Genomic DNA, 24,480 nt, shown 5'->3' with positions numbered 1-24,480 from the left:
TTACGAAGCTTCCCATGGCAACCGGACATCGAGGACGAATCGCCCGTCCTTGAGGTCATGGGCGAACGAGCCACCGGCCATCCGGCTCCGCTCCGCCAGCCCGACCAGCCCCAGCCTCCCGCCCGGCCCGGCCGGCGTGCCGTACGGCGCGGGATTGCTCACCCTGATGCTCAGCCCGTCCCCCGGCCGCCCGCCGAGCTCGGCCCGCACCTGGCTGCCGGGCGCGTGCTTGCGCGCGTTCGTCAGCGCCTCCTGCACGATCCGGTACGCGTGCCGCCCGGTCTGCGCGGGCAGCGACTCCCGATCCTCGATGGTGTCGCGCACCTCCACCCGCTGACCCGCCACCCGTACCTCCTCGAACAGCGCGTCCACCTGCGCCAGCGTCGGCTGCGGCGCCTCCACCGCGCCGTCCCGCCGCAACGTGCCGAGCACCGAGCGCAGCTCGTTCAGCGACTGGTGCGCGTTCTCCTGGATCGCCAGCGCGGCCTCGCGCGTCTCCTCCGCGGTGAGATTCGTCCGGTACGCCAGGCCGCCCGCGAGCATCGACAGCAGCGAGATCCGGTGCGCCAGCACGTCGTGCATCTCCTGCGCGATCTTGACCCGTTCGGCCAGCCTGGCCTGCTCGACCCGCTGCGCCTGCGCACGCTCGGCGGCCACCTCGGCCGCTCGCTCCGAGGCGGCCAGGTCGCGCCGCCCGCGCAGGTAGAGGGCGAAGATGGTCAGCCCGCCCAGGACGGCGGTCCCGGACACCAGGGAGACGGAGGTCGCCTGGGTGATGCCACTCCTGGTCGACTGGACGAGCAGGCACAGCCAGTAGACGATCGCGATCGGCACGAGCTGCCGCCAGCGGCGATGGGTGCCCAGCGACACGTACGCGACGTACGCCGGGCCGGTCGCCGTGGTGGAGACGGCCGTCAGCAGCCCGGTCGCCAGCGCGGTCTGCCACGGCAGGCGGCGCCGCCAGCGCATCAGCACCAGCCCGGCCAGGCCGAGCGCCACGTCGACCAGGGCGCCCGCGAGCCGGTCCGGATCCTGCTGCACGACCGTGGCCAGGACGACGCCGTGGAACAGCATGGGCACCGCGGCCAGCAGGTAGCGCAGCGCGACGCCGTCGCGGTCCACAGGCGGCTGGTTCTCATGCACGGCTTCAGCTTAGGAAACGCCCGGCCCGCGCCTTAGCGACCTGGGTCGGCATCGGGGTGGCCGCAGGTCTACAACAAGTGTCAGTGCCCGTCGCTACGCTCGCGCCAGAAGCTTCGAGCCCTTGACGATCCGAGTTCCCTTTCAAGATCCGAGCTCCTTTCGAGCCCCTGACGATCCGAGCCACTGGAGACGCGCATGACCGACGAGCCGAGCCCCTGGAGACGCGCATGACCGAGAAAGAGCTGCTGCTCGCGAGCCTGCGGGAGTTCCGCGACGCCATGGTCTACAAGCTCGACGGGCTGAGCGACGCCGAGCTGCGCATGCCGATGACCCCCACGGGCACCAACCTGCTCGGCCTGGTCAAGCACCTGGCCGGCTTGGAGTACGGCTACCTGGGCGATTCGTTCGGCCGGCCCGCGCCGGAGCGGATGTCGTGGATGGACGACGGCAGCGCCTGGGACGGCGCCGACATGTGGGTCGCGCCCGGCGAGTCCACCGACTACATCGTCGGCCTCTACCAGCGCGCCCGCACCCACGCCGACGAGACCATCGAGGCGCTGGAGCTCGACCACGTCGGCACGGTGGCCTGGTGGGCGGAGGGCAGGCGGGAGACGACGCTACGCCAGATCGTGCTGCGCATGATCGGCGAGACCGCACGGCACGCCGGGCACGCCGACATCGTCCGCGAGCTGCTCGACGGCTCAGGCGGCCGGCATCCCGGCGACCCGTCGTTCCCCGCCGACGCCGACGCCTCCTGGTGGCGTGAGTACGTGGCGCGCATCCGGGACTCAGCCCACCACTGACACCGCCCCTATTCGGTCAGTGCCATCCATCAGTCCTCGGCCCAATGGTGGGGCGACGGCAGTTTCGATGGGGGAACCGAGTCGTACGGCACGGTCTTGGGGGCCAGGACGGTGAGTTCGACGGCGTCGGAGGCGAGTTTGCTGCCCGACTCGACGATCCAGTCATCCTTGATCTGATCGGCGTCGACATGGTAGCCCTCACCGCTGCCGTCGGGCTTGAGCCACATCAGCTCGTACGTGAGCTTCATCCCACGCCGCTCCATCTCGCCCCGGACCTTGGAGACCGGCTGGCCGGCGCCGTCGTAACCTTCCGAGCCGTCCGTCCGGAATTCGGGCGGCGGAATCGGGATGATCTGCACGCGCTGCGCGTAGCGCTCCCCGGGCGCGGCGAGCCGGCCGATCCCGAACACGATGTTTCCCGTGAAACCGACCGGCATGGAGATCCTGCCGCACCAGACGGAGGCGCAGTCGTACGAGGTCTGGATCGTCATGCCCGTCCCCGGCGGGAACGTCCCCGACGCGGCAGGGCCGATCAGTTTCCCCACGTCCTGAGCCGCCACGGGGACCTTCTTCACCTCGGCGTTCAGCCCCACGGCGCGAAACGCCTCGGCGAACGTCTCGGCCTCGGCCTCGGGGTCGGTGATCGTGACAGTGATGAAGTCCTCTCCGGTCCTGAGCGTCACGGCGGCGTTGGCGTACTCGGTCACCGGCCCACCGATGGGCATCCAGACGATCAGAGCGGCGGCCAGCGCGACCGCCACCGCACCAAGCCCGAGGCCGCGCCACCAGGGGAAGCGGGTGCGTACGGGCTCGCGCTTCTCGGACATGATCGAGTCCATCAGCGCCCGCGCCCCCGCGCCGGACGCCTGCCCCGCCGGCTCCCTGAACAGGTCCTCGTCGCGAACCCGCGCGAGATCGGTGATGTTCACGGTGCACTCCCTTCGATCACGACTGCATGTACGGCATCGATCCCGGCCGCGGCCAGGCCACGGGCAAAGCGTTTGCGGGCCCGATAGAGCCTGACGCGGGCGGCGTTGCGGGAGATGCCGAGCGTCTTGGCGATCTGTCCGGGATCGAGCAGCTCCCAGGCGACCAGGGACAGAAGCTCCCTGTCGTCGTCGGACAGCGTGCGGAAGACTCGGCCCACCTGCGACAGGTCCTCAGCGGGCGGCTCGGCGACGAGCGGCGAGGCGGCCAGCTCGGCGCGGAGTGCGGCGGTGCGCTGCTCGTGCCGTCGCTCACCGCGTCGCTGGTTCGCCAGCACCTTCCTGGCCACGCCGAACAGCCACAGCTTCGCCTCGCCCCCTCGGGGGACCTCCTCGATCCGCCGCCAGGCCACCATGAACGTCTCGGCCACGACGTCGGCGGCATCCTCCGGATCGGGGCACCGCCGTAACGCGTAGCCCAGCAGTGGTCCGTACGAAGATCCGTAGATCTCCTCGAACCTGCTCTCGGGATCGGCTCCCATCCGGTCTCCTCACGTGGGGTCATCAACACTCACCCCATGTCCGGAATGCCGGATGCATTACCGATACAAGTCCTTCGACAGCGTGGGCCTGGTCGGCGACGTGAGGATCACCCATCGATCATGTAATACGGCGCAGCTGAAAGCGGAACGGCGACGTCTCATGGAGACATGAAGACGAACGCGTCAGACGCGGGACACGAGGAAGTGGTGAGCGCGCTCACCGCCGCGACCGTCTGTCAGAGCTACGTTCAGCACGCCGACACCAAGGCGGGCGTTTTCATTGTCGTCCAGGCGGGCGGGGCGTCGATGCTGGCGGCGCAGATGGGCCCGGTGTTCACGATCCTGCGCGGCTGCGGCTGGGTCGCCCTGGCCGGCCTGGTGCTGCTCATCGGGTTCGCCGTCAGCTTCGTGGCCTCCGGCTACCACCTCGTCCAGGCTCTGCGCCCCGACCTCCGGCCGACGGACCGGCCGAGCAGGTTCAGCATCGTCAACCGGCCGACACGGAACGCCGGTCATGGCAACCCGGGCCAGCAGGCTGAGGAGGCGTGGGCGACGGTCCAAGTGCTCAGCGAGATCGCGGCGCGCAAGCACCGCCGGATCGCCCGGTCCATTCCGTGGATCTGCCTACTGGTGGTAACCACCATCGGCGCCATCGCCCTGGGCGCCGCCGCAAGCTGACCACCATCGGAACGATCGCCACCTGAAGCTGAGCGCCAGTGAGGCGATCACCACTTGGAGTTGGGCGCCTTCGGAGCGACCACCCTGGGCGTCGTCCCACGGGTGTCACGAGCCGTAGGCGCCCAAGCCGTCGGCGTCGAGCACGATCACCCTGCGGTAGCTCGTGCTGATCAGCCCCGCCCCCTTCAGCTCCCGCATCGCCTTGCTGATCGCCGCCTCCCCGGCCCCGATGAGCCGCCCGCAACAAGTGAAGCCGACCGTCTACGCCATCGACTGGACCTCCGACAAGATGCCTCTGCTGCTGACCGGGATCGCCCGCGCCTCGGCGAAGCTGGGCGTCACCTAATCCCGCCAGCGACCTACCCAGTGCCGGGCCTCCTCTCACGGGCGCATGCGTCAATACCCCTACCCATTCGGGTTGTGTCTGACATAATATGGGTATGAGGAAGTTGCGCTTCTACCGGTCGGCACGCAAGCATCGCATCGGGCAGGCGCACGCCCTTTATGTGATTCGATCCGGACCGCCGGCCATCGTCCCAGCTACCGACCCTGATCTCGAGGACCGCTGGGTATGGATCGGCCCATACGACAGAGGCATCGAACTGGAAGTGATCGGCATCCTCGCGGATAAGTACCTAGTGATCATCCATGTGATGCCTACCGCGCTGAGGAGAAGGAAGTCATGACCGAGCATCGAGAAGTCTGGCCGCCAGAAGACATCGAACTGGCCCTGGACGACAACTCCGAGATCGACAGCGACTTCGAAGAGGTCTTGGACGGCAAGGGCAATCGGATCACCGACGCGTACGTGGCGGACGCGATCGCTGATGTTCACCGCGCCATCGATGAGGGCCGCGTTCCCGTTTCGACAAGTCGTGGTGGGCGTCCGTCGCTGACCGGCGAGGGCACGCACTCACCCCGGGTCTCCTTCCGAGTGCCCGAAGAACTGCGCGAGCGCGCGAGGTCCCGCGCCGAGCGAGAGGGAAAAACTGTGTCCGCGCTGGCTCGTGAAGCGTTCGAGGAGTTTCTCAGAGCGGGATGAGCTTCGGCGTCAAGGTGTCAACGGAAGCCAAGGGTCGCTGAGCATGGGCGGAAATCCGTTGTGCCCGCGGCAGGGCTTGGTAGATGCTGTCACCTGACTTTTAGGAGGCTCATGGGTGCCACGGTGGATCGTGCCTCACTCCACCCACCACCAGCCGTCGCCGAGGTCGTGAGTAGGGACGCCGAGGTCGCCGTCCGCCGTTTGGAGTAGTTTGTGGCGGCTCGGTGTGCCTGGTATGTAAGCGAAGCCTTCGCCGGTCTCCGCGCGCCACTCGTCGACGAAGACCGGGAAGTACAGCCCGTTCTCCTGGGCCTGCACCTCGCCGTCGATGGCCAGGGACTTCATCCACGACGGCACCATGACGGGCCGGCCGCGCTCGTAGGCGGTGGCGACCTCGGTGAACGCCTCGCCGTGCAGCCAGATCATGCTCCGTACGCTGGCCTTGGGCCAGTCGGTGTGCCATAAGCACGCCCCGATGGTCACCGCGATCGTCAACGTCACGCAGGCCCGGGCGTACGCCCTGATCGACAGGTACGAGATCACGGCGGTGAACGACCACACGCCCGCCGACACCCACCCGAAGCCGAGCAACAGCCAGATGAACAGCCAGATGGTGTGAAAAATCGTGATGTAGAAGTAGTAGGCGGCGGCCAGGAGCAGCCAGCCGAAGAACGCCATGAGCGGGGGCACTCTCCACCAGGGAGGAGTCCCGGCGCTGCCCTCTGCCATGCCCCGCAGTCTGACGCCCCGCCGAGCGGCCACACCACACTTTGATCGATAGATTCACGCTATCTGCACCGTATCCAGACACCTCACACCCTGGGGGAGCATTCCGCTTTCAGGCCGGCCAGCAGGACGCGCAGGCCGAAGGCGAAACGGGCGTCGAAGTCGAGGAATCCGGCGACCGAGCGGGCCCCGAGACGGGGATACCGCCCCCCGCTCACGGCGGCGGTGAGCCTCGCCGCGCTCCAGGACGAGGGCCTGCCGGTGACCGGCTCGTGCCGGGAGGGCGTCTGCGGCACCTGTGAGACCCACGTGCTCGACGGCGAGCCCGACCATGCTCGCCACGGTCGTACGCGTACGGGAGGTCTACTCGCAGTGCGGCAAGGCGCGGCCGGTGCCGGAGGCGCTTCCCATCCCCCATGAGAGCTACCGTGATCGCCTACCCGCTGGTGATTCGCCGGCACAGGTCGCGCTCATAGCGTTCTCCGTAGGTCGCTGATCGGGCGGCCAACGCCGACGGAGGTCACCGATGAGCACCACACCCACCCCCCAGCAGGTCCCGCCGACAGACGGCCGGATGCGCAGGATCGCCAGGTTCCCCCTCACCTGGATGCTGATCGGACTGGTCGGCGTCAGCCTGGTGTCGGCGCTGACCGCGAGCGGCCCCGCGGTGATCATGATCGTGGGTGCGGCCGCCGCGATCGCCGTCTACTGGGCGGTCATGCGCTTCGTCGCGGGGCGGCCCACGCCGGAGATCGCCAGAGCCGGGGCCGGGCGGGAGGCGCTGTTAGGAGCCGGGGTCGGGCTGGGGTTCATGCTCGTGTCCGCGCTCCTGATCGCGATCCTCGGCGGTTACTCGTTCTCCTGGTCGTCCGGAAACCCACTGCCGGTCGTGTTCACGGTGGCGGCGACGGCCGTCGGCGCGGCGGTCACCGAGGAGCTGATGTTCCGCGGCCTGGCGTTGCAGGCCCTGGAACGGCTGTGGGGCAGCCGGGCGGCCCTGGCCATCACCGCGCTGCTGTTCGGCGCTCTGCACCTGGGCAACCCGGCGGCCACCGCCTGGAGCTCGCTGGCCATCGCCCTCGAAGCGGGCGTCCTGCTCGGGGCCGCGTACCTCTGGCGGCGCAACATCTGGTTCGTGGTGGGACTGCACTTCGCCTGGAACACCACCGTAGGACTGCTCGGCATCCCGGTCTCCGGCCATGCGTCACCCGGGCTGCTGACCACCGAGGTCACCGGCCCGGCGCTGCTGACCGGTGGCGGGTTCGGGATCGAAGCGTCGATCGTGCCCGTCATCGTGAGCGTGCTGCTCACCATCCCGATGCTCGTCCTCGCCCACCGCCGCGGCGGTCTGGTGCGCCGCTAGGCTTGCCCGATGATCCGGCCAGGCTGGTGGCGAGACAGTGGATTCGCGGCGGTGCTCACCCTGCTGGCATTCGTGCCGACACTGGACGCCATCGCGGCACAGATCGGCGACCTGCCCGTACGCCCGCCGGACGCGCTGGCCGTCACGCTGACCCTGGCCCAGACCGTCCCCCTGGCGGTCGGCAGCCGGTGGCCCGCCGCCTCCCTCTCGATCATCGGCGTCGCCTTCATGGCTCATCAGGCGCTCGGCTACCCGCAGACGTTCGGCAGCATCGGCCTCTATCTGGCCCTGTACGCCGCCGGAGCCCATCAGCGACGGTTCCGGCTCGGTCTCGCGGCGGTGTGGACCGCGGCCTATGTCGTCCTGGTGGTCCTCCTGCTCAATCTGGGATCACCGAACCGAGTCCAGGACTTCGCCGCGTTCTATCTGGTGTTGGGGGTGATCTGGATGACCGGTACCGGGATGCGCCGGTGGCGAGCGGAAGAGGCGGAGCGCCGGCGGCTCAGCGCGAGCCTGGCCACCGCCGCCGAGCGAGCCCGGATAGCCCGCGAGCTGCATGACGTGGTCACCCATCATGTGACCGCCATGGTGATCCAGGCGGACGCGGCGCAGTTCCTGGTCGGGAGCGCGCCGGACCGCGCCGGGGACGGGCTCGCCGCCATCAGCGACACGGGCCGGCGGGCGCTGACGGAGTTACGGCACCTGCTCGACGTGCTGGAGGCGACCGGCGACTCCGCGACCGCGGACCGTACACCCACCCTCGGCACGATCAGCGACCTGGTCGAGCAGGCCCGGGTGTCGGGCCAGCCCGTCGAGCTCGCCGAGCACGGCGAGCACGGCGAGCGACGAGCTCAGTCCGTCGACGTTGAGCTGGCCGCGTACCGCGTGGTCCAGGAGGCGCTCACGAACGCGATCAAGCACGCGACGGGGCAGCCCACCACGGTCACGGTCCACCACCACGACGATCGCCTCGACATCGAGGTGACCACCGACGGCGCCGCCACGGCCGATCTGCCGGTGAGCGGACGCGGCCTGAACGGGCTGCGCGCACGGCTGCGCATGCTCGACGGCGACCTCCTGGCCGCGCCCCGGCCCGAAGGCGGGTTCCGCGTCCACGCCACCATCCCGTTCAGGAGCGACTCATGACAGACGCACCGATCCGGCTGCTCATCTGCGAGGACCAGGAGCTGGTACGGGCCGGATACACCACCATCTTCTCCTCCCAGCCCGACATGGAGGTCATCGGGGAGGCCGCGGACGGCCGCGCGGCGATCGAAGCCGCCCGGCGGCTGCGCCCGGACGTCATCGTGATGGACATCCGGATGCCCATCATCGACGGCATCGAGGCCACCAGGCAGCTGGCCGGCCCCGGCCTCGCCACCCCGGCGAAGATCCTGGTCGTCACCACCTTCAACGTCGACGTGTACGTCTACGAAGCGCTCAAGGCGGGAGCCAGCGGCTTCCTCCTGAAGGACGCGGCTCCGGCGGAGCTGATCAAGGGCGTCAGGACCATCGCCCGCGGCGATTCCCTCCTCGCCCCGGCCGTCACCCGCACCCTCATCGGCCGCCACGCCGAACACCTCCGCCCCACCACCCTGCAGGCCAGGGAGGAGGTCGTACGCGCGTTGACCGCTCGCGAGCTCGAGGTGCTCGAACAGATCGCCGCCGGCCGGACGAACGCGGAGATCGCCGCGGAGTTGTTCATCACCATCGAGACCGTGAAGACCTACGTGTCCCGCATCCTGATGAAACTCGACCTACGCGACCGGGTGCAGGCGGTCATCCTGGCCTTCCGGGTGGGCCTGGTGTCCAGCATGGAGTGACCTGACGTCAGGGTCAGGCGCTGGGGTACGCCCGCTCGTACCGGCGGACGATCGGCTCCAGGTAGTCCACCCGGTCACCGCCGAGGCCCGGCAGCTCGGCCGGGGAGCGAACGAAGGCGATGCGATCCAGCTCCGGGTCACGACCCAGTGCCGTCTCCTCGGCCACCAGGGCCGCGAACCGGTCGAGCAGCAGCGACGCCGGCCGGCTCGGGGCGCGGAACACGACACCGATGCTGCCCTTGGTCCCGCGGGCGACCAGCCACGGGGTCAGGTCGCCGGGCGGGGTGTCGAGGCCGGTCTCCTCGACCAGTTCCCGAGCGGCATGCCGGTGCAACGCCGCCACGTCGAGCGGCTCGTCGCCGGCCGGCGGCTCGACGCAGCCGCCCGGCAACTGCCAGCGACCGGGGGACGCCGTCGACGGTGACATCCGCCCTACCAGCAGGCGCCCGTCATCGGTCGGCTGCAGGACGGAGACGTAGAGGGACGGCAGCCAGGTGGTGGCGCTCGGGACCTTGCGCAGGGCGTACTGCCGGTAGGTCGTCCTCGCCCACGCGAGGACCAGGCCGTCCGGCCCCTCCTGCTCCAGCCGCGTGCACGCCGCCACCGGCCCGTCGAACAGGCTCGGGTTGGCCCGCACCGCCTTCTCCCAAGCACGATCCATGGCCACCCGATCGTCAGGCGACAAACAGGGCGCAGCGGCTTCGACCAGGCGAAGCCGGTGCACGTCCAGGAGCTTGACGCTGGACGCACGCAGTAGTGGCTCGGTCACTCCTTCATGCTGACGCATCAGAGACCTGCTCGCTTGCGGTCGGCACTTCAGCTGACGGTCAACGTGTGCGGGACAGGGTCAGGAGTCGGGCCGGGTGGAACGGTCAAGCCATAAGCCCCGGTTATGCCTCTGCTTCGCACGCAGCCGGGGCACAGCTCTGTCCAGGGGCAGAACGGGATCCGTTCAGGTCGCGCCGCGCTTGCGCACGTCCGCCATCAAGCGGCGGGCCACCGGCTCCAGGTAGTTCCACCCGGATGTCCGGCGCTGCTCTACTCAGCTTCGAGCAGGTGGACGCCGTCGTGGTGACGTATCGCCGGGACGCCGGCGTTGCGCATCGCGTCGAGTACGCGGACGCCGAACACCTGGATGGAGAGCTCTTCGACCTCGTCGGCGGTCACCCACCGGAAGGCTCGGGTCTCGTCCGTCTCGATGAGTTCGCCGCCGGTCATCCTGCAGCGGAAAACCAGGGCGACGATGCCGCGCTGCATATTTTTGTACACGCCGGTCAGGGCCATGGGCTCGACCTCCAAACCGGCCTCTTCACGAACCTCGCGGAGCAGGCCGGTGGTGATGTCCTCGTCCAGCTCCAGGATGCCGCCAGGTGCTTCCCAGTGGCCGTTGTCCCTGCGCTGGGTCAGGAGCGCGCGACCCTGGTCGTCGATGATCACGCCTGCCACGCTGACAGAGTGCCGGGCGGGGTGGTCCATCGATTTCCTCCAGCTTGGCTGGTCGCTATCCTCAATCCGCAAACACGTATGTACGAGGTGAGGAGTGGTTGTGGCCGAACTCCCCTTGCCGGGCCTGGCCGCCGTCCGCGTGGTGGTCAACCATCGCCTGGATCCATAAGTGGTCGGGAAGGGCGTCAGCCCGCGCGCCGTCAGGCGCGCCTTCGGAAAGACAGCCCGAACGCAGCGAGGCCGTTTGCGGCGGGGTGGGCAGCGGACGGCCCACCCCTGGGACGGGCAGCGGCAAGAGGCTACGGCGTCCAGGATGGGTCGCGGCCGACGAGGCCGAGGAGGCGGTCGATCGCCGGGGCGTCGTCCGGCACCGGCACCGGAGGGCCGAAGGCGCCGCGCTGCCTGCCCATCTCCACCATCTGGTCGGTGAAGTCCAGCGCCTGCGCCACCGCCCCGGGCTCCGGCTCGTACGGCTGACCCGTCGCCCTGGCCAGCTCCCACCCGTGTACGACCAGGTCGACGAGGTACATCTGGCCCAGCGTGGCCATCGGCAGGCCCATCCCGGGACTGCTCCCCTCCCAGGCCTCGGGCCGTGACCACGCGGCCAGGGTGCGCTCCGCCCGGTCGGGGAAGTCGCCCGCGTACGGCCCCTGCTCGGTCATCGACCCGCCGCGGCCCAGCGACTCGAACAGGTCCGCCACCCACTCCAGGTGGTTGATCAGGTCCCGCACGTCGAACTCCGCGCACGGCGTGGACCCCCCGAACTGCTCCTGGCGCACCCCCCGCACCACGCCCGAGGTCCGTTCGGTGGCCCGCGTCATCAGCGGCATCATGTCGTCCATGGCAGCCAGTGTGCCCCGTCCGTCCCGAGAGCGGCTTGTAGAAACGCGACAGCGCGGCTGGGTCGACCCGTACGCGGGAATGGCTGCCTTCACCTTCACCCGCCACCCACCATCACCCGAAATTTCGCCATACGTGGACCACTTCTGGGTGGTCACCTGGACCGACCTCGCCGAGCCGTACGAACAGCGGATCGTCTCCCACCCCACGGTGAACCTCACCATCACCCACGACTTCCACCGCATAGCGGGCGTGATCAGAGGCGGCTTCTCCTACACGATGCGGGCAGCCGGCCGCGTCCTCGGCACCCGCTTCCGCCCCGGCGGCTTCCGCCCGTTCCTCATTGGCCCGGTCTCCGACCTGACCGGCCGCTTCACCGAGATCAGCGACATGTACGGCGAAGCGGGCGCGACCCTGGTGGACCAGGTCCTGGCCGAGCCCGATCCCCAAGCCGCCATCGCGCACGTCGAGACGTTCCTCCAGAGCCTCGACCCGCGGCCGGATCCGCTGACGGAAGAGGTCGTGGCACTGGTCGCACTGGCCGAGAGCGACATCTCCATGACCAGGGTCGACGAGCTGGCCGCCCGCTCGGGACGGTCGGTGCGCTCGCTGCAGCGGCTGTTCCGGGACTACGTCGGCATCGGCCCCAAGTGGGTGATCCGCCGCTTCCGGCTGCACGAGGCCGCGGAGCGCGTCTACCAGGGCCTCGACCTCGCCACGCTGGCCACCGAGCTCGGCTACACCGACCAGGCCCACCTGACCCGCGACTTCACCGCCGCCGTCGGCATGACCCCCGCCGCCTACGCCCGGCTCAGAAACCCGGCCTGATCCGCCTGCCGCGCCTTCAGGGTGCGCGGTCGAGCCGTGTCCGACATCACCGTGGCGTCCCGGCGCACCTGATCCCCGTCAGGATCTGCCCAACGGATCACAACAGACCCGGGTCCACCGAGCGCCGAGCGCCCCCGGCGAAGACGCTACAGCAGAGCTGACCTGCGGCTCAGCGGTCACCTTCTGGACAGACGTTGACGTAACAGGCGCTAAGCTTGCATTATTCGTTATCTTGTACCATTCACGTTTATGTAGGTAGGTGTGGCCCAATGACCGCATCCAGGACTCCGACCACTGCTGAGGAGCTGCGTGGGGCAGGCCTCAGGGTGACGGCCGCCCGCGTCGCGCTCCTCGAAACCGTCAGGGAGGGCGACCACCTCGACGTCGAGGCGCTCGCCGCCGGCGTACGCGATCGGGTGGGCCATGTCTCCCTGCAAGCCGTGTACGAGGCCCTGCACGCGCTCACCGCGGCGAAACTCGTCCGACGCCTGGAGCCGGCCGGTAGTCCGGCCCGGTTCGAGGGACGGGTCGGGGACAACCACCACCACGTCGTGTGCCGTTCGTGCGGTGTCGTCGCCGACGTCGACTGCGCGGTCGGCGAGATTCCCTGCCTGACCGCCTCCAACGACCACGGTTTCTCGATCGACGAGGCCGAGGTCATCTACTGGGGCCAGTGCCCCGCCTGTTCCACCGCCCGCAGTGCCTGAGCACCGTAGAAAATTCCGGAAGGATTCCATGTCCGAGAACCATGATGCAATCGTCACCGACGCGAAGCCGGAGGGCGGAGGTGGCTGCCCGGTCCGCGCCCCGCACCCGACGCAGGGCGGCGGAAACCGCCAGTGGTGGCCGGAGCGGCTCAACCTGAAGGTCCTCGCCAAGAACCCCGCCGTGGCCAACCCGCTCGGTGCGGGGTTCGACTACGCCGAGGCGTTCAACGGCCTTGACCTCCCGGCCGTGAAGCGGGACATCGCCGAGGTGCTGACGACCTCGCAGGACTGGTGGCCGGCCGACTACGGTCACTACGGCCCGCTCATCGTCCGGATGGCCTGGCACAGCGCGGGGACGTACCGGATCAGCGACGGCCGCGGCGGCGCCGGCGCCGGCCAGCAGCGCTTCGCCCCCCTCAACAGCTGGCCCGACAACGCGAACCTGGACAAGGCGCGCCGCCTGCTCTGGCCGGTCAAGAAGAAGTACGGCAAGAGCCTGTCCTGGGCCGACCTGCTGATCCTCTCCGGCAACGTCGCCCTGGAGACGATGGGCTTCAAGCCCTTCGGCTTCGCCGGCGGCCGCGAGGACGTCTGGGAGCCTGACGAGGACGTCTACTGGGGCCCCGAGGCCACCTGGCTCGGCGATGAGCGCTACACCGGCGACCGGGAGCTCGAAAGCCCGCTCGCCGCGGTCCAGATGGGCCTCATCTACGTCAACCCGGAAGGCCCGAACGGCAACCCGGACCCGCTCGCCTCGGCTCGCGACATCCGTGAGACGTTCCGCCGGATGGCGATGAACGACGAGGAGACGGTCGCCCTGATCGCGGGCGGTCACACGTTCGGCAAGACCCACGGCGCGGGCCCGGCGGACCACGTCGGCAACGACCCCGAGGCCGCCTCGATCGAGGAGCAGGGTCTCGGCTGGAACAACACGTTCGGCACCGGCAAGGGCGGCGACACGATCACCAGCGGTCTCGAGGGTGCGTGGACGAACACCCCGGTGACGTGGGACAACAGCTTCTTCGAGATCCTGTACGGCTACGAGTGGGAGCTGTCCAAGAGCCCCGCCGGCGCCCACCAGTGGAAGCCGAAGGGCGGCGCCGGGGCGGGCACCGTGCCCGACGCGCACGACCCGTCGAAGACCCACTCGCCGACGATGCTGACGACGGACCTCGCGCTCCGCATCGACCCGATCTACGACGAGATCTCGCGGCGCTTCCTCGCGAACCCGGACGAGTTCGCGGACGCGTTCGCCCGCGCGTGGTTCAAGCTGACCCACCGCGACATGGGCCCGGTCGTCCGCTACCTCGGGCCGGAGGTTCCGGCCGAGACCCAGCTGTGGCAGGACCCGCTCCCCGAGGTGACGTACGAGCTCATCGACGCCGCGGACATCGCCCTCCTCAAGGGGCAGCTTCTCGCCTCGGGCCTGTCGGTGGCCCAGCTCGTCTCGACCGCCTGGGCGTCGGCGTACTCCTTCCGGGGTGGCGACAAGCGCGGCGGCGCCAACGGCGCGCGCATCCGCCTCGAACCGCAGAACGGCTGGGAGATCAACGACCCCGACCAGCTGGCGCTGGCGCTGAGCACCCTGGAGGGTGTCCAGAAGGCCTTCAACGCCGCCCAGACCGGCGGCAAGCAGGTCTCGCTCGCCGACGTGATCGTGCTCGGCGGCGTCGCGGCCGTCGAGAAGGCCGCCAAGGACGCGGGCTTCGCCGTCGAGGTGCCCTTCACGCCGGGGCGCGTGGACGCCTCGCAGGAGCAGACGGACGTGGAGTCGTTCGTCGCGCTGGAGCCGACCTCCGACGGGTTCCGCAACTACCTCGGCAAGGGCAGCCGGCTGCCGGCCGAGTTCCTGCTCGTCGACCGGGCGAACCTGCTCACCCTGAGCGCTCCCGAGATGACGGTGCTCGTCGGTGGCCTCCGCGTCCTGGGCGCCACCTACCAGCAGTCGCCGCTCGGCGTCCTCACCACCACCCCCGGGACGCTGACCAACGACTTCTTCGTCAACCTGCTCGACCTGGGCACGACGTGGAAGGCGACGTCCGAGGACCAGACCACGTTCGAGGGCCGCGACGCCGCCACCGGCGAGGTCAAGTGGACCGGCAGCCGGGTCGACCTCGTCTTCGGGTCGAACTCCGAGCTGCGCGCGCTCGCGGAGGTCTACGCGAGCGACGACGCCAAGGAGAAGTTCGTCAAGGACTTCGTCGCGGCGTGGGACAAGGTCATGAACCTGGACCGGTTCGACCTCGCCTAACCCTTTCCTGACGGCCAGGCCGACCCCCGCCGGTCGGCCTGGCCGTCAGTAGGAGTCACTCCACCGATACCAGTGACCTTGTACGTGCTCAAAAGATGACGCCACCGCGTCTTCGGCATCATCGATCGGCCTGCGCTTCGGGCTCCATACATAGCCGTAGGGGTCCACGCCGGAGTGATCACCGAGCTTGAAATAGACCAGGTCTCCTTCTCGATGGACATCATCGAAAGTGAAGCTCCCGATCTCCTGAGGCCTCTCCCGCGTTCCGTCGCTTGGCTCGGCGATCCGCGCCGCCTTCTCCATGCTGTCGACAGATCGCGCGAATCGCTTTTCGTCAACGAATCCACAGGACGACGACGACACCAGAGCAGCGCCTATCAGCAGCATTGTCGCCCTTCGCCTGCTCTGCTTCCGTAATGGGGGCTCGTTCATCGCACGATCTTCTCGCTCGTTTCTCCTCACAGGCAAATACGCTGAGGGCTGGCGCGACAAAGGGGGCGAGATGGTTCATGAGGTGATCGCGGCTGCTCGGGACGGTGGGGTGGGCTCGGTGGATCTGTCGGGACGGGGGCTCGCCCGGGTGGACGATGCCGTACGGGATCTGGCCGGGCTGACCCGTCTTGATCTGTCCGACAACCGGCTCACCGAGTTACCGGACTGGCTGGGTGAGCTCACCACGCTCACCGAGCTCCGCCTGGGCTGGAACCACCTGACCGGCCTGCCGGAATCCATGGGGAACCTCACCGCGCTCACCAGGCTCGACCTGGACGGCAACCAGCTGGCCGAGCTGCCCGACTGGGTCGGGCGCCTGCCCGTACTCGCCGAGCTTGATCTGGACAGCAACGAGCTGACCGGCCTGCCGCAATCGATGAGCGACTCCACCGGGCTCACCGAGCTCTACCTGAGCGGCAACCGGCTCACCGCCCTGCCGGAATCGTTGGCGAGCCTCACCGCGCTCACCGGGCTCTACCTGGGCGACAACCAGCTCACCGCCCTGCCCGGCTGGATGCGGAACCTCAGCGCGCTCACCGAACTGACCCTGGAGAACAACCAGCTGACGCAGCTGCCCGACTGGGCGGAGAACCTCAGCGCGCTCACTCTCCTGGACCTGTCCGCCAATCGGCTGACCGGCCTGCCCGGCTGGATGGGGAATCTCACCGGCCTCACCAGGCTCCATCTGACCGGCAACCAGCTGACCGGCCTCCCGGAGTCCATGGGCGAGCTCACCGGACTGACCCAGCTCTACCTGGACCACAACCGGCTGACCGGCCTGCCCGACTGGATCGGCGGCTTCACCGAGCTCACCCAGCTCTGCCTGAACGGCATCGAGCTGACGAGCCTGCCCGACTGGATCGGTGACCTCACCGGACTCACCCAGCTCTCCCTGGGCGAGACCCAGCTCAGCGACCTGCCTGACTGGGTGGGCGACCTCACCGCGCTCACCACGCTTTACCTGCGCGGCAACCGGCTGACCGGCCTGCCGGAATCCATGGGGAACCTCACCGCGCTCAACGAACTCGACCTGCGTGACAACCGACTGACCAGCCTCCCCGGCTGGATCGGGAACCTCCGCGCACTCACCGGGCTCTACCTGAGCGGCAACCGGCTGACCAGCCTGCCGGAATCGATGGGCGACCTCAACGCGCTCGTCCGGCTCTACCTGGACGGCAACCCCTTGACCAGCCTGCCGAAGTCGATGGAAGGGCTCACCGAGCTCGAGGTGACCGGCGGGCCCTAGCCTTGCGCGCGGCGGCGGGGACGGCCCGGGAACGCGAATCGGCGGGGGACCGGTGCCGGTCCCCCGCCGCGCGTCCGCGTTCAGCTCTGATGGGCGACCTCCTCCTCGGGACGATAACCGAGCCGGCCGCGGGTCGCGACGAGCACCACGAGCGCTGCCGTGGTGCCCGCGAGCAGGGTCACATGGGACGCCTGCTCGGCGGACGCGAGCGACGGGAACATGTCCGAGTAGACGACCGACATGGTGTTGTTGACGCCGACGTGCAGCAGCATGATCAGCGGCAGGCTCTGGCCGGTCCGGTTGAACACCCAGGTGACGACCACGCTGAAGACGATGCAGAAGGCGACGAACTCGGCCACTCTCAGCACGGTGACGTCCGGCCACCCGCCCCACTCGCTGAAGAACAGCGGGATGTGCCAGAGGCCCCACAGCGGGCCGAGAATGAGGGTGCCGCCCAGCGGGCCGAACTTGCGCTGCATGCGGGGCAGGGCGAAGTCACGCCAGCCGGGCTCTTCCGCCAGACCGGTGGTGACCATCTGGAGCAGCAGGCTCGGCAGATAGGCCACGAGCACCATGGTGGGCGGCATGTGGATGTCACCGTCGGACATCGCGAGACCGGCCCCGATGAGGGTGGCGGGCACGCCGACCCCGGCTACGAGGTACCAGACCCAGCTCACCCGCCACTTCGTCATCCGCCCGAGCCACCGCCGGACGCCTTCCCTGCCGTCCGCGACCGAGGTCACGATGAACGCGGCGAATATCGGCCCGAGATAGGCGCCGGGAAGAACGCCGAGCAACTGGCCGAGCTGCGAGGGGAAAGTGAAATCTAAAACTCCCAGGCCGGTCGCCGAAAGAATGTACGGCACCCAGGCGACCCAGCTCATCAGATTGGCCAGGACGAAGAAACTGATAAGTGGACTGCGGCGGATGACGCCTCGGAGCCCGGTCTGAGCCGACTGCTCGGCACTCGGTGGGCTGTTGACTGCCATTTCGTTTTCCCCTTGCAGGAGCGCTTGACTGACAGTGATCAGCACACCACCCGCGCCCCGCCCAGTCGCTCCCGCGTGCACTCCAATCGAGGTATAGCCAGGGGTACCTTCATGCTCACCCGCCGCCGGGAAGCTCTTCAGGCGAGAGCCCGGCTCAGGGAAGCCACTCCTGGAGCCCGGAGACATGCCCGAGCTCCGACTCGACGCGCTGTCTGTCGTCGGGGGTGAGCTCCAGGCCGCGCAGCTCGGCGGCCCACGGGTCGGTGGGCTCGCCGAGGATCGTGGCCAGGTCGATGAGGTGGCCCAGGGCGATGGCCCGCTCGACCGCCGGGGCGTCCGCGCCGTGCCTGCGCATCCCGGACTTGAGCGCACGGAAGGCCTGCAGATCGTCGTTCTTGAATTCGCGCAGGATCCGCGCGTTGTCGAGCACCTTGGCCAGGCCCGTCAGCTTCTTCGAGCCGCCGTACTCCAGCTCGACCGGCTCGTCACGCTGGATGAAGATGATCGAGTTCCCGGACGGGTCGATCAGGGTGAACCGGGACGCGCCCGGCCGGTAGCGGGTGATCCGCGGCTGACCGGAGCTCAGCACCTTCCCGTGCACCCGGCGCATCGCCGCGACGATCACCGCATGGTAGGCCGCCACGGCGTCGACCATGACCAGGCAGCCCCCGGACTCCTCCCGGGCCGGATCCAGCCCCTTGGGCGCCGGGCCGAAGTGCAGGTGGATCCCGCTCCACTCCAAGGCCAGATAGACGTACGGCTTGCTCTGTTTGTACGTGGCCCGGAACCCCAGCGACTCGTAGAACGCCAGCATCTCCTCCACCGACGCGCACGGCATCAACGGCACCGTCGTCTCGTTCGGCCGAACCGCGATCTCACTCATGGCTTTCCACCTTTCGGGTCGTCCGACGATGCTGGCAGCCTTCGGCGAAACTCGCCTATGGATCGTTCCAAAGGTGGATGAAAGCCCTATATGCCCGCCCTTCCCTATGCGGATCATGTGCGGATGTTATGCAGCCCCTCCATTACCGTCTGTCCCCCACGGCTCATCGACATCAGAAGCGGGCGGAGATCCGTACCCCCATACGCACCTGTTCAGAGAGGCGAGCATGCCCACCACCGGCAGGCCGACCTGGCCGAAGACCGTTCTTACGCTGACCGTCACTCTCGCCGCGGCGCTGATTTCCCAGCCCGCCTCAGCGCAGGACACCGCCGTCGCGGCCGTGTCCCACAAGAGCCCGTTCAACTGCGAGAAGACCTTCTACGCCAACAACTGGTCCCCCGGCCACAACCCATCGGGCTCCCTCGACTGGCAGAACCACGGCAGCGACGCCATCAACGGTGAGACCGTGCGCGCCACCGCCTCGGGCACCGCGTACTTCTACAACGCGGGAAGCACCAGCTATGGCAAATGGGTCGAGGTCCGGCACAGCGACGGCTCCAGAACCCGCTACGCCCACCTCGCGACCACGGTGAAGGCGGCCGGCGGCTCGATGAGCGTCAGCCAGGGCACCACGATCGGGACCGTCGGCTCGACGGGCGGTTCCCAGGCCCCGCACCTGCACTACGAGCAGCGGACCTCCGGCGGCGCGATGGACACCAGCCCGACGGTGGACGGCGTGACCGTGTCCCTGGGCCAGAAGAAGGCCATCAAGAGCACCAACTCCTGCGGCGGCGGGGGCGGCACTGGCACCACCCCGGAGAAGGTCTGCGGCAGCGGGTACGCGGTCATCGACTCGGCCGCACTCACCGGCGGCCGCGCCTACCTGCTGTACAACTCGGGCAACGGCTCCAACTGCGTCGCGACGCTGAAGACGAAGGCCGGCTCGGCGTCATCGATGGCGGCCTTCCTCGAACCGCAGGGGCAGAGCAGGACGACCGACTCAGGCAGCTACACCTCCTACGCGGGGCCCGTCAAGCGCAGCGCGCCTGGCCAGTGCGTCAAGTGGGGCGGCTCGATCGGCAGCAGCACCTACACCAGCCCGTTCGAACACTGCGGCTGACGGTCTGAGGGTCAGTCGCCGAAGCGCTCCTCCGGCGACTGACCCTGCGGCCGGGTGACGCACTCCAGTGCGAGAGCCCAGGGGTAGCCGTCGATCTGCTCGGGCCCGGAGCTCGGCGGATGCGGCTCGAACTCACCGGGACCGAGCAGCACGCGCACGCCCTCGGCGCGTAGCCGGTCGACGCTGCGCCGGAAGGGGATGCGTACGGCGAGAGCGGTGTTGACGAAGGGCAGCACGACGACCGGGATGCCCAGCCCGGGCGCCTCGGACAGAAGCCCGAGGGCGTAGGTGTCGGCGACGCCCTGGGCGAACTTGTTGATCGTGTTGTAGCTGGCCGGGGCCACGATGATGGCGTCGGCACGGGGAGGCTTGGGCTCGTGCGGCTTGCGGTACCGGCTGCGAACAGGACGCCCGGTCCGCTCCTCCAACTCCGGGACGTCGATGAAGTCGACGGCTGACGGAGTGGCGACGACCTGCACGACCCACCCGCCCTCCTGAGCCAGGGCGACCAGCCGCCCGACATCAGGGGCGGGCCCTGCGGCACACACGATGACGTAGAGGACCTTGCCGATTCGGGTCAAGCGCCGACTCCCAGGATTGCCACGTACTCACGAGCTTCACGACGGATAGTGCTCGGGGCCGTGTCCAGAATGTCACGGACCAGCCGAAGAGCCGAAGGGCGGCCGGTGATCTCCTCGGGTGCGAGCTCGCCTGCGGCGCGCAGGATGTGCAGCGCCTTGTCGTGCTGGTTCCACATCAGGAAGGCTCGGGCGGTGTCGAGCAGCAGGGTGGCCTTGCGTTCGTTGGTCGGTAGCTTGTCCAGCTCTACCTGGCGGGCGTACTCGATCGCGGTGCCGGCGTCGCCGAAGCGCAGGGCGGCGTTCACGCGGTGGCACAGGGGTGTGGGTGTTCGTCGGTTACGGCGGCGCGTACTACTCCTGGCAGAACGCCGAGAAGCGCCATCCGGTCGAGGACGCGGAGGGGGCGGCGAACGTCTTGGCGGCCTACGTCGCCACGTAAGAGGCAGGCACGGCGGGGCAGCGGCGTCCCTTGTGTCCACGGCCAACGGGAAGCGCACGGCTGAGCCTTGTACGCGCGAAGCGCCCCTGCGAAGTGCCTTGCGCGCCCCCCAGAAAGACAGTCCGAGCGCAGCGAGGCCCTTTTGCCTGGGCGCGTTCGTCAGGCGAGGCCGGCGTCGTGGGCCAGGAGGGCGATCTGGGTGCGGTTGTCCATGCCGAGCTTGGTGAGGATGCTGGAGACGTGCGCCTTCACCGTGGTGATGCCCATGGTGAGGTCGGCCGCGATGTCGGCGTTCGTCCGGCCGCGCGCGATCGCGAGGGCCACCTCGTTCTCGCGCGGGGTGAGGGTGGCCAGTGCGGCGCGGGCCCGCTCGTAGGCGTCGGCCTGGGTCAGGGTGCGCTCCATCAGCCGCCGGGTGATGCGCGGGGACAGGATCGGGTCGCCCGCCGCGACCCGGGTGACCGCCTCCACGATCTGGGCCGGCGGGGTGTCCTTGAGCAGGAACCCGCTGGCGCCGGCGCGCAGCGCGTGCAGGATGTTCTCGTCGGTGTCGAAGGTGGTCAGCACGATCACCTCGGGCGGGCGGGCGCGGGCGCGCAGCCGGCGGGTGGCGGTGATGCCGTCCACTCTCGGCATGCGCAGGTCCATGAGGACGACGTCGGGGGCGTGGGCGTCGGTGGCGGTGACAGCCTCCTGGCCGTCGGCCGCCTCGCCGACGACGGAGATGCCTGCGGCGCCGTCCAGCATCATGGACAGCCCCGCGCGCACCAGGGCGTCGTCGTCGACCAGGAGTACGCGGATCACTCCGGCCATGGTAGCCAGGCCCGGAGCCGGAACTGTCCGCCGGTGCTCTGGTGGTCCAGTTGCCCGCCCGCCAGCCGTACCCGCTCGGTGAGCCCGATCAGGCCGACGCCGCTGCCGGGCACGGTCGGCGCCGAGCCGGGCGCGGGCAGCGGGTTGCGGATGTCGATCAGCAGGCGCGCGCCGGGAGCACCGCGCAGCAGCACCTCCACCGGCTGGCCGGGGGCGTGCTTGCGGGCGTTGGTCACCCCTTCCTGGACGACCCGGTAACCCGTCCGCGCGGTGGCGGCGGGCAGGCCGGCGTCGGCGGTCTCGTCGTCGATCCGTACGGCCTGGCCTGCCTGGCGCGCGTCGGCGGTCAGCCGGGGCAGGTCGGCCAGCGTGGGCTGCGGCTCCAGCCCGAGGTCGTCCTCCTCGCGCAGCAGGCCGATCACCTGGCGCAGCTCCTCCAGCGCCTGGTGCACCCCGGAACGGATCACCCCGGCGGCCCGCGCGAGCTGCTCGGGAGAGGAGTCGGGGCGGTACTCCAGCGCCCCGGCGTGCGTGGCCACCAGCGACAGGCGGTGGGCCAGCACGTCGTGCATCTCCCAGGCGAGCTTGCGGCGCTCGGCCATCCGGGCCTCGGCGACCCGCCTGCCCTGCTCGGCCTCGGCGCGACCGGCCCGCTCGTGCAGGGAGATGAGCAGCGCGCGGCGGGAACGGAGCAGCGCGCCCCAGCCGAACAGCGCGCCGTACGCGGCGCAGATCAGCAGCAGCCACCAGCCCGAGGAGATGCCGGAGTTCGGCCGCCACAGCCCTTGGACGAGGTGGGCCGCCATGCCCGCCACGGCGACCGCCGCCGCGACGGGGAACCGCCTGCGCGAAGCCACCTGGAGCGCCCCCATCGTCGCGGCGGGCGTCGCCACCGGGGAGAGCGCCGCGAGGAGGGTGGCCGCCAGCGCTCCGGGGACCGGCCACCACAGCTGGGCGAGCGCCGCGACCAGGCTCACCACCGCGACCGCCACGTCCAGCCCTCCGTCGGCCTGGCCCCACAGCGTCACCGCGGTCAACGTGCCCACCCCGAGGAGCACGCTCGCTACGTGCACGGGCCGCGGGGATCGCTTCTCATTCACCGGCCCAGGCTAATGACGGCCACGGTACGGCCGGCACCTACCAAAGGAGGACCCGCCCCGCACCGGGGACGGACAGCGCGCGACCACGTGCCCGATGCGGCGACCCGCCCGGGCGGGCGAGGCTGATCGGCATGAACACCTCCATCAGAAGACTCCTCGTCACCGTGCTCGGCGCACCCGCGCTCGCCCTGGTCGTGTGGGCCCTGGCGGTCCCACTGGCCGGAACGACGCTGACCGTGCGGATGGCCGGCGGCACCCAGACGGTGGATCCGGTGTCGGTCGCCGTGGCCAGCCTGGTGGCCGGGCTCGCGGGCTGGGCGCTGCTGGCCGTCCTGGAGCGGTGGTCGGCCCGGCCCGGCCGCATCTGGACGATCATCGCCCTGGTCGTATGCGCGCTGTCGCTCACCGGCCCGCTCGGCAGCGCCGTCGGCGCCGCCGCGACGCTGGTGCTGGTCCTGCTGCACCTGACCGTCGGCGCCGTCCTCGTCCTGGGGCTGGTGCGGCGATGAACCTGCCCTACGGATACCTGATCACCCTGGTTCCCATCGCGATCTGTACGGCGTTCGCCCTGGCCACGCCCGTCCGCCCTCGGGTCCTCGCCATGCTCGGCTTCCGCCTCGGCGTGGCCCTCAACGAGCTGCCCTTCATGCCGTTGGCCTGGCTCCTGGCCGCCACGCTCCTCGCCCTCGCCCAAGGCGACCTGACCTCGCCCGTCATCGCCGGGGCGGCCGTCGTGACCATGGCGGGCCTGGGCCTGGTGGCCTGGCGCGGCCGTCAGGCGCTGCCCGCCGTACAACGCGCCATGGGTACGGTGCCCGTCTCGCGCCGCCTGCCGTACGGGCGCATTCTGTTCCGCCCCTTCCTGCGCCGCCGCCGTTCCGTAGAGCGCGTGCCCGACCTCCGGTACGGCCCGGCGGGCAGGCGCAACCTGCTGGACCTCTACCGCCACCGCTCCCGGCCCGCCGCCGCCCCGGTCCTGATCCACCTGCACGGCGGCGGTTATACCGGGGGCAGGAAGAACACCCAGGCGCTGCCGCTGCTGTACCGCCTGGCCGGCCAGGGGTGGGTGTGCGTCAGCGCCAACTACCGCCTGCGGCCGGAGGCGACCTTCCAGGACCATCTGGTGGACGCCAAGAAGGTGATCGCCTGGGTCCGGGAGCACGGGCGCGCCTATGGCGCCGACCCCGATCGGATCTTCCTGGCGGGCAGCTCGGCCGGCGCGCACATGGCGGCCCTGGCCGCGCTCACCCCTAACGTGCCCGCCTTCCAGCCCGGCTTCGAGCAGGTGGACACCTCCGTCACGGCAGTGATCGGCCTGGGCGGCTACTACGGCCCCTACTACGACGCCGACTCGCGGACCTCGCCCCTGGCCCATGTCCGGCCGGACGCGCCGCCGTTCTTCCTCGCCCACGGGGACCGCGACACCGTCGCCCCGGTCGAAGACGCCCGCCGCTTCGCCGACCGCCTGCGCGAGGTGTCGGCCCAGCCGGTCATCTACGCCGAACTACCCGGCGGGCAGCACGCCTTCGACCTGTTCCACTCGCTGCGCTTCGAAGCCGTCATCAACGCCATCGACGCCTTCGCCACCCACGTCCTGCCGTCCCGCGCGGACACGTCCACCTCTTGATCACCCACGGGATATTCGGTCGACAGGCAGGCCCGCGGTGCACTGTGATGGTCCGGCCGCCCACCGTACAGA

The 24,480-nt window shown here is 69.7% G+C and carries 30 protein-coding genes; 15 read left to right on the top strand and 15 right to left on the bottom strand.

From position 1 onward, the window contains the following. Positions 1–1,143, bottom strand: a complete 1,143-nt coding sequence (locus IEY87_RS06970; protein ID WP_189137653.1) for a sensor histidine kinase — start codon at positions 1,141–1,143, stop codon at positions 1–3. A 227-nt stretch (positions 1,144–1,370) separates the two neighbouring features. On the opposite strand from IEY87_RS06970, the gene IEY87_RS06965 reads away from it, so the two are divergent. Next, entirely contained in the window at positions 1,371–1,946 is a 576-nt protein-coding gene (locus IEY87_RS06965; protein ID WP_189137652.1) for a DinB family protein, read from the top strand. A 29-nt stretch (positions 1,947–1,975) separates the two neighbouring features. Here IEY87_RS06965 and IEY87_RS06960 read toward each other — a convergent pair whose 3' ends face one another. Then, complete coding sequence (locus IEY87_RS06960; RefSeq protein WP_189137651.1) at positions 1,976–2,875, bottom strand: hypothetical protein; 900 nt, start codon at positions 2,873–2,875, stop codon at positions 1,976–1,978. Further along, positions 2,872–3,414: an RNA polymerase sigma factor gene (locus tag IEY87_RS06955; protein ID WP_189137650.1), complete on the bottom strand. Its 543-nt coding sequence runs from the start codon at positions 3,412–3,414 to the stop codon at positions 2,872–2,874. Before IEY87_RS06955 ends, IEY87_RS06960 begins: the two co-directional genes overlap by 4 nt. 168 nt (positions 3,415–3,582) lie before the next feature. On the opposite strand from IEY87_RS06955, the gene IEY87_RS06950 reads away from it, so the two are divergent. From IEY87_RS06950 to IEY87_RS06930, 3 genes are all read left to right on the top strand, one after another. Then, positions 3,583–4,092 carry a Pycsar system effector family protein gene (locus tag IEY87_RS06950; protein ID WP_189137649.1) on the top strand — a complete coding sequence of 170 codons (510 nt, stop codon included), beginning with the start codon at positions 3,583–3,585 and terminating at the stop codon, positions 4,090–4,092. Positions 4,093–4,532: 440 nt separating this feature from the next. Then, positions 4,533–4,778: a BrnT family toxin gene (locus IEY87_RS06935; protein ID WP_189137647.1), complete on the top strand. Its 246-nt coding sequence runs from the start codon at positions 4,533–4,535 to the stop codon at positions 4,776–4,778. Next, positions 4,775–5,134, top strand: coding sequence for a ribbon-helix-helix protein, CopG family (locus IEY87_RS06930; RefSeq protein WP_189137646.1), 360 nt, complete (start codon positions 4,775–4,777; stop codon positions 5,132–5,134). Before IEY87_RS06935 ends, IEY87_RS06930 begins: the two co-directional genes overlap by 4 nt. A gap of 135 nt (positions 5,135–5,269) precedes the next feature. Here IEY87_RS06930 and IEY87_RS06925 read toward each other — a convergent pair whose 3' ends face one another. Both IEY87_RS06925 and IEY87_RS45550 read right to left on the bottom strand, forming a co-directional pair. After that, positions 5,270–5,863 (bottom strand): hypothetical protein, encoded by a 594-nt coding sequence (locus IEY87_RS06925; protein ID WP_189137645.1) that lies wholly within the window; start codon positions 5,861–5,863, stop codon positions 5,270–5,272. 83 nt (positions 5,864–5,946) lie between these two features. Beyond that, positions 5,947–6,156, bottom strand: coding sequence for a TetR/AcrR family transcriptional regulator C-terminal domain-containing protein (locus IEY87_RS45550; protein ID WP_225277130.1), 210 nt, complete (start codon positions 6,154–6,156; stop codon positions 5,947–5,949). Between IEY87_RS45550 and IEY87_RS45545 the strand changes: the two genes are divergently transcribed. From IEY87_RS45545 to IEY87_RS06905, 4 genes are all read left to right on the top strand, one after another. After that, positions 6,086–6,280, top strand: a complete 195-nt coding sequence (locus IEY87_RS45545) for a 2Fe-2S iron-sulfur cluster-binding protein (RefSeq protein ID WP_225277131.1) — start codon at positions 6,086–6,088, stop codon at positions 6,278–6,280. The genes IEY87_RS45550 and IEY87_RS45545 overlap by 71 nt on opposite strands. 106 nt (positions 6,281–6,386) lie before the next feature. Then, on the top strand, positions 6,387–7,223 hold the full coding sequence (locus IEY87_RS06915; RefSeq protein WP_189137644.1) for a CPBP family intramembrane glutamic endopeptidase: 837 nt from the start codon (positions 6,387–6,389) through the stop codon (positions 7,221–7,223). 9 nt (positions 7,224–7,232) lie between these two features. After that, positions 7,233–8,369 carry a sensor histidine kinase gene (locus IEY87_RS06910; RefSeq protein WP_189137643.1) on the top strand — a complete coding sequence of 379 codons (1,137 nt, stop codon included), beginning with the start codon at positions 7,233–7,235 and terminating at the stop codon, positions 8,367–8,369. Next, positions 8,366–9,046 carry a response regulator gene (locus IEY87_RS06905; protein ID WP_189137642.1) on the top strand — a complete coding sequence of 227 codons (681 nt, stop codon included), beginning with the start codon at positions 8,366–8,368 and terminating at the stop codon, positions 9,044–9,046. Before IEY87_RS06910 ends, IEY87_RS06905 begins: the two co-directional genes overlap by 4 nt. Before the next feature lie 13 nt (positions 9,047–9,059). On the opposite strand, the gene IEY87_RS06900 is transcribed toward IEY87_RS06905, so the two are convergent. The 3 genes from IEY87_RS06900 to IEY87_RS06890 all read right to left on the bottom strand — a co-directional run bounded on the left by IEY87_RS06900 (position 9,060) and on the right by IEY87_RS06890 (position 11,334). Beyond that, positions 9,060–9,815 (bottom strand): NUDIX hydrolase, encoded by a 756-nt coding sequence (locus IEY87_RS06900; protein ID WP_225277132.1) that lies wholly within the window; start codon positions 9,813–9,815, stop codon positions 9,060–9,062. Positions 9,816–10,084: 269 nt separating this feature from the next. Then, on the bottom strand, positions 10,085–10,522 hold the full coding sequence (locus tag IEY87_RS06895; RefSeq protein WP_189137640.1) for an NUDIX hydrolase: 438 nt from the start codon (positions 10,520–10,522) through the stop codon (positions 10,085–10,087). Positions 10,523–10,791: 269 nt separating this feature from the next. Further along, positions 10,792–11,334, bottom strand: coding sequence for a TIGR03086 family metal-binding protein (locus IEY87_RS06890; RefSeq protein ID WP_189137639.1), 543 nt, complete (start codon positions 11,332–11,334; stop codon positions 10,792–10,794). Between IEY87_RS06890 and IEY87_RS06885 the strand changes: the two genes are divergently transcribed. The 3 genes from IEY87_RS06885 to katG all read left to right on the top strand — a co-directional run bounded on the left by IEY87_RS06885 (position 11,324) and on the right by katG (position 15,118). Beyond that, positions 11,324–12,160, top strand: a complete 837-nt coding sequence (locus tag IEY87_RS06885) for a DUF6597 domain-containing transcriptional factor (RefSeq protein WP_308426444.1) — start codon at positions 11,324–11,326, stop codon at positions 12,158–12,160. The genes IEY87_RS06890 and IEY87_RS06885 overlap by 11 nt on opposite strands. 269 nt (positions 12,161–12,429) lie before the next feature. Then, complete coding sequence (locus IEY87_RS06880) at positions 12,430–12,867, top strand: Fur family transcriptional regulator (RefSeq protein WP_189137637.1); 438 nt, start codon at positions 12,430–12,432, stop codon at positions 12,865–12,867. Positions 12,868–12,895: 28 nt separating this feature from the next. Beyond that, positions 12,896–15,118, top strand: coding sequence for a catalase/peroxidase HPI (gene katG, locus IEY87_RS06875; protein WP_189137636.1), 2,223 nt, complete (start codon positions 12,896–12,898; stop codon positions 15,116–15,118). A gap of 45 nt (positions 15,119–15,163) precedes the next feature. On the opposite strand, the gene IEY87_RS06870 is transcribed toward katG, so the two are convergent. Next, positions 15,164–15,505 (bottom strand): hypothetical protein, encoded by a 342-nt coding sequence (locus tag IEY87_RS06870; RefSeq protein WP_189137635.1) that lies wholly within the window; start codon positions 15,503–15,505, stop codon positions 15,164–15,166. Positions 15,506–15,620: 115 nt separating this feature from the next. Between IEY87_RS06870 and IEY87_RS06865 the strand changes: the two genes are divergently transcribed. Next, entirely contained in the window at positions 15,621–16,856 is a 1,236-nt protein-coding gene (locus IEY87_RS06865; protein WP_189137634.1) for a leucine-rich repeat domain-containing protein, read from the top strand. An 80-nt stretch (positions 16,857–16,936) separates the two neighbouring features. On the opposite strand, the gene IEY87_RS06860 is transcribed toward IEY87_RS06865, so the two are convergent. Beyond that, positions 16,937–17,845, bottom strand: coding sequence for a CPBP family intramembrane glutamic endopeptidase (locus IEY87_RS06860; RefSeq protein ID WP_189137633.1), 909 nt, complete (start codon positions 17,843–17,845; stop codon positions 16,937–16,939). A 154-nt stretch (positions 17,846–17,999) separates the two neighbouring features. Beyond that, entirely contained in the window at positions 18,000–18,728 is a 729-nt protein-coding gene (locus IEY87_RS06855) for a DUF8817 family protein (RefSeq protein WP_189137632.1), read from the bottom strand. Positions 18,729–18,954: 226 nt separating this feature from the next. Here IEY87_RS06855 and IEY87_RS06850 point away from each other — a divergent pair, with 226 nt between their 5' ends. Further along, a complete protein-coding gene (locus IEY87_RS06850) occupies positions 18,955–19,848 on the top strand; it encodes a M23 family metallopeptidase (protein ID WP_189137631.1) in 894 nt (297 codons plus the stop codon). An 11-nt stretch (positions 19,849–19,859) separates the two neighbouring features. Here the strand turns inward: IEY87_RS06850 and IEY87_RS06845 are convergent, their stop codons facing one another. From IEY87_RS06845 to IEY87_RS06830, 4 genes are all read right to left on the bottom strand, one after another. Beyond that, on the bottom strand, positions 19,860–20,429 hold the full coding sequence (locus IEY87_RS06845; protein WP_189137630.1) for a flavoprotein: 570 nt from the start codon (positions 20,427–20,429) through the stop codon (positions 19,860–19,862). Further along, positions 20,426–20,734 (bottom strand): hypothetical protein, encoded by a 309-nt coding sequence (locus IEY87_RS06840; protein ID WP_189137629.1) that lies wholly within the window; start codon positions 20,732–20,734, stop codon positions 20,426–20,428. The genes IEY87_RS06845 and IEY87_RS06840 overlap by 4 nt, the downstream gene beginning before the upstream one ends. Positions 20,735–21,027: 293 nt before the next feature. After that, positions 21,028–21,681 (bottom strand): response regulator, encoded by a 654-nt coding sequence (locus IEY87_RS06835; protein ID WP_189137628.1) that lies wholly within the window; start codon positions 21,679–21,681, stop codon positions 21,028–21,030. Continuing rightward, positions 21,669–22,781 (bottom strand): sensor histidine kinase, encoded by a 1,113-nt coding sequence (locus tag IEY87_RS06830; protein ID WP_225277133.1) that lies wholly within the window; start codon positions 22,779–22,781, stop codon positions 21,669–21,671. Before IEY87_RS06830 ends, IEY87_RS06835 begins: the two co-directional genes overlap by 13 nt. Positions 22,782–22,912: 131 nt before the next feature. Here IEY87_RS06830 and IEY87_RS06825 point away from each other — a divergent pair, with 131 nt between their 5' ends. Further along, entirely contained in the window at positions 22,913–23,290 is a 378-nt protein-coding gene (locus IEY87_RS06825) for a DUF6069 family protein (RefSeq protein WP_189137627.1), read from the top strand. After that, the gene (locus IEY87_RS06820) at positions 23,287–24,408 is read left to right on the top strand and encodes an alpha/beta hydrolase (protein ID WP_225277134.1); all 1,122 of its coding nucleotides are present in this window, start codon (positions 23,287–23,289) and stop codon (positions 24,406–24,408) included. Before IEY87_RS06825 ends, IEY87_RS06820 begins: the two co-directional genes overlap by 4 nt. Positions 24,409–24,480: the final 72 nt, after the last annotated feature.

It is taken from the genome of Nonomuraea glycinis (assembly GCF_014646515.1).
GTDB classification, from domain to species: domain Bacteria; phylum Actinomycetota; class Actinomycetes; order Streptosporangiales; family Streptosporangiaceae; genus Nonomuraea; species Nonomuraea glycinis.
Note: the sequence above shows the minus strand (reverse complement) of the source record. Positions and strands in the feature narration are given on the sequence as shown.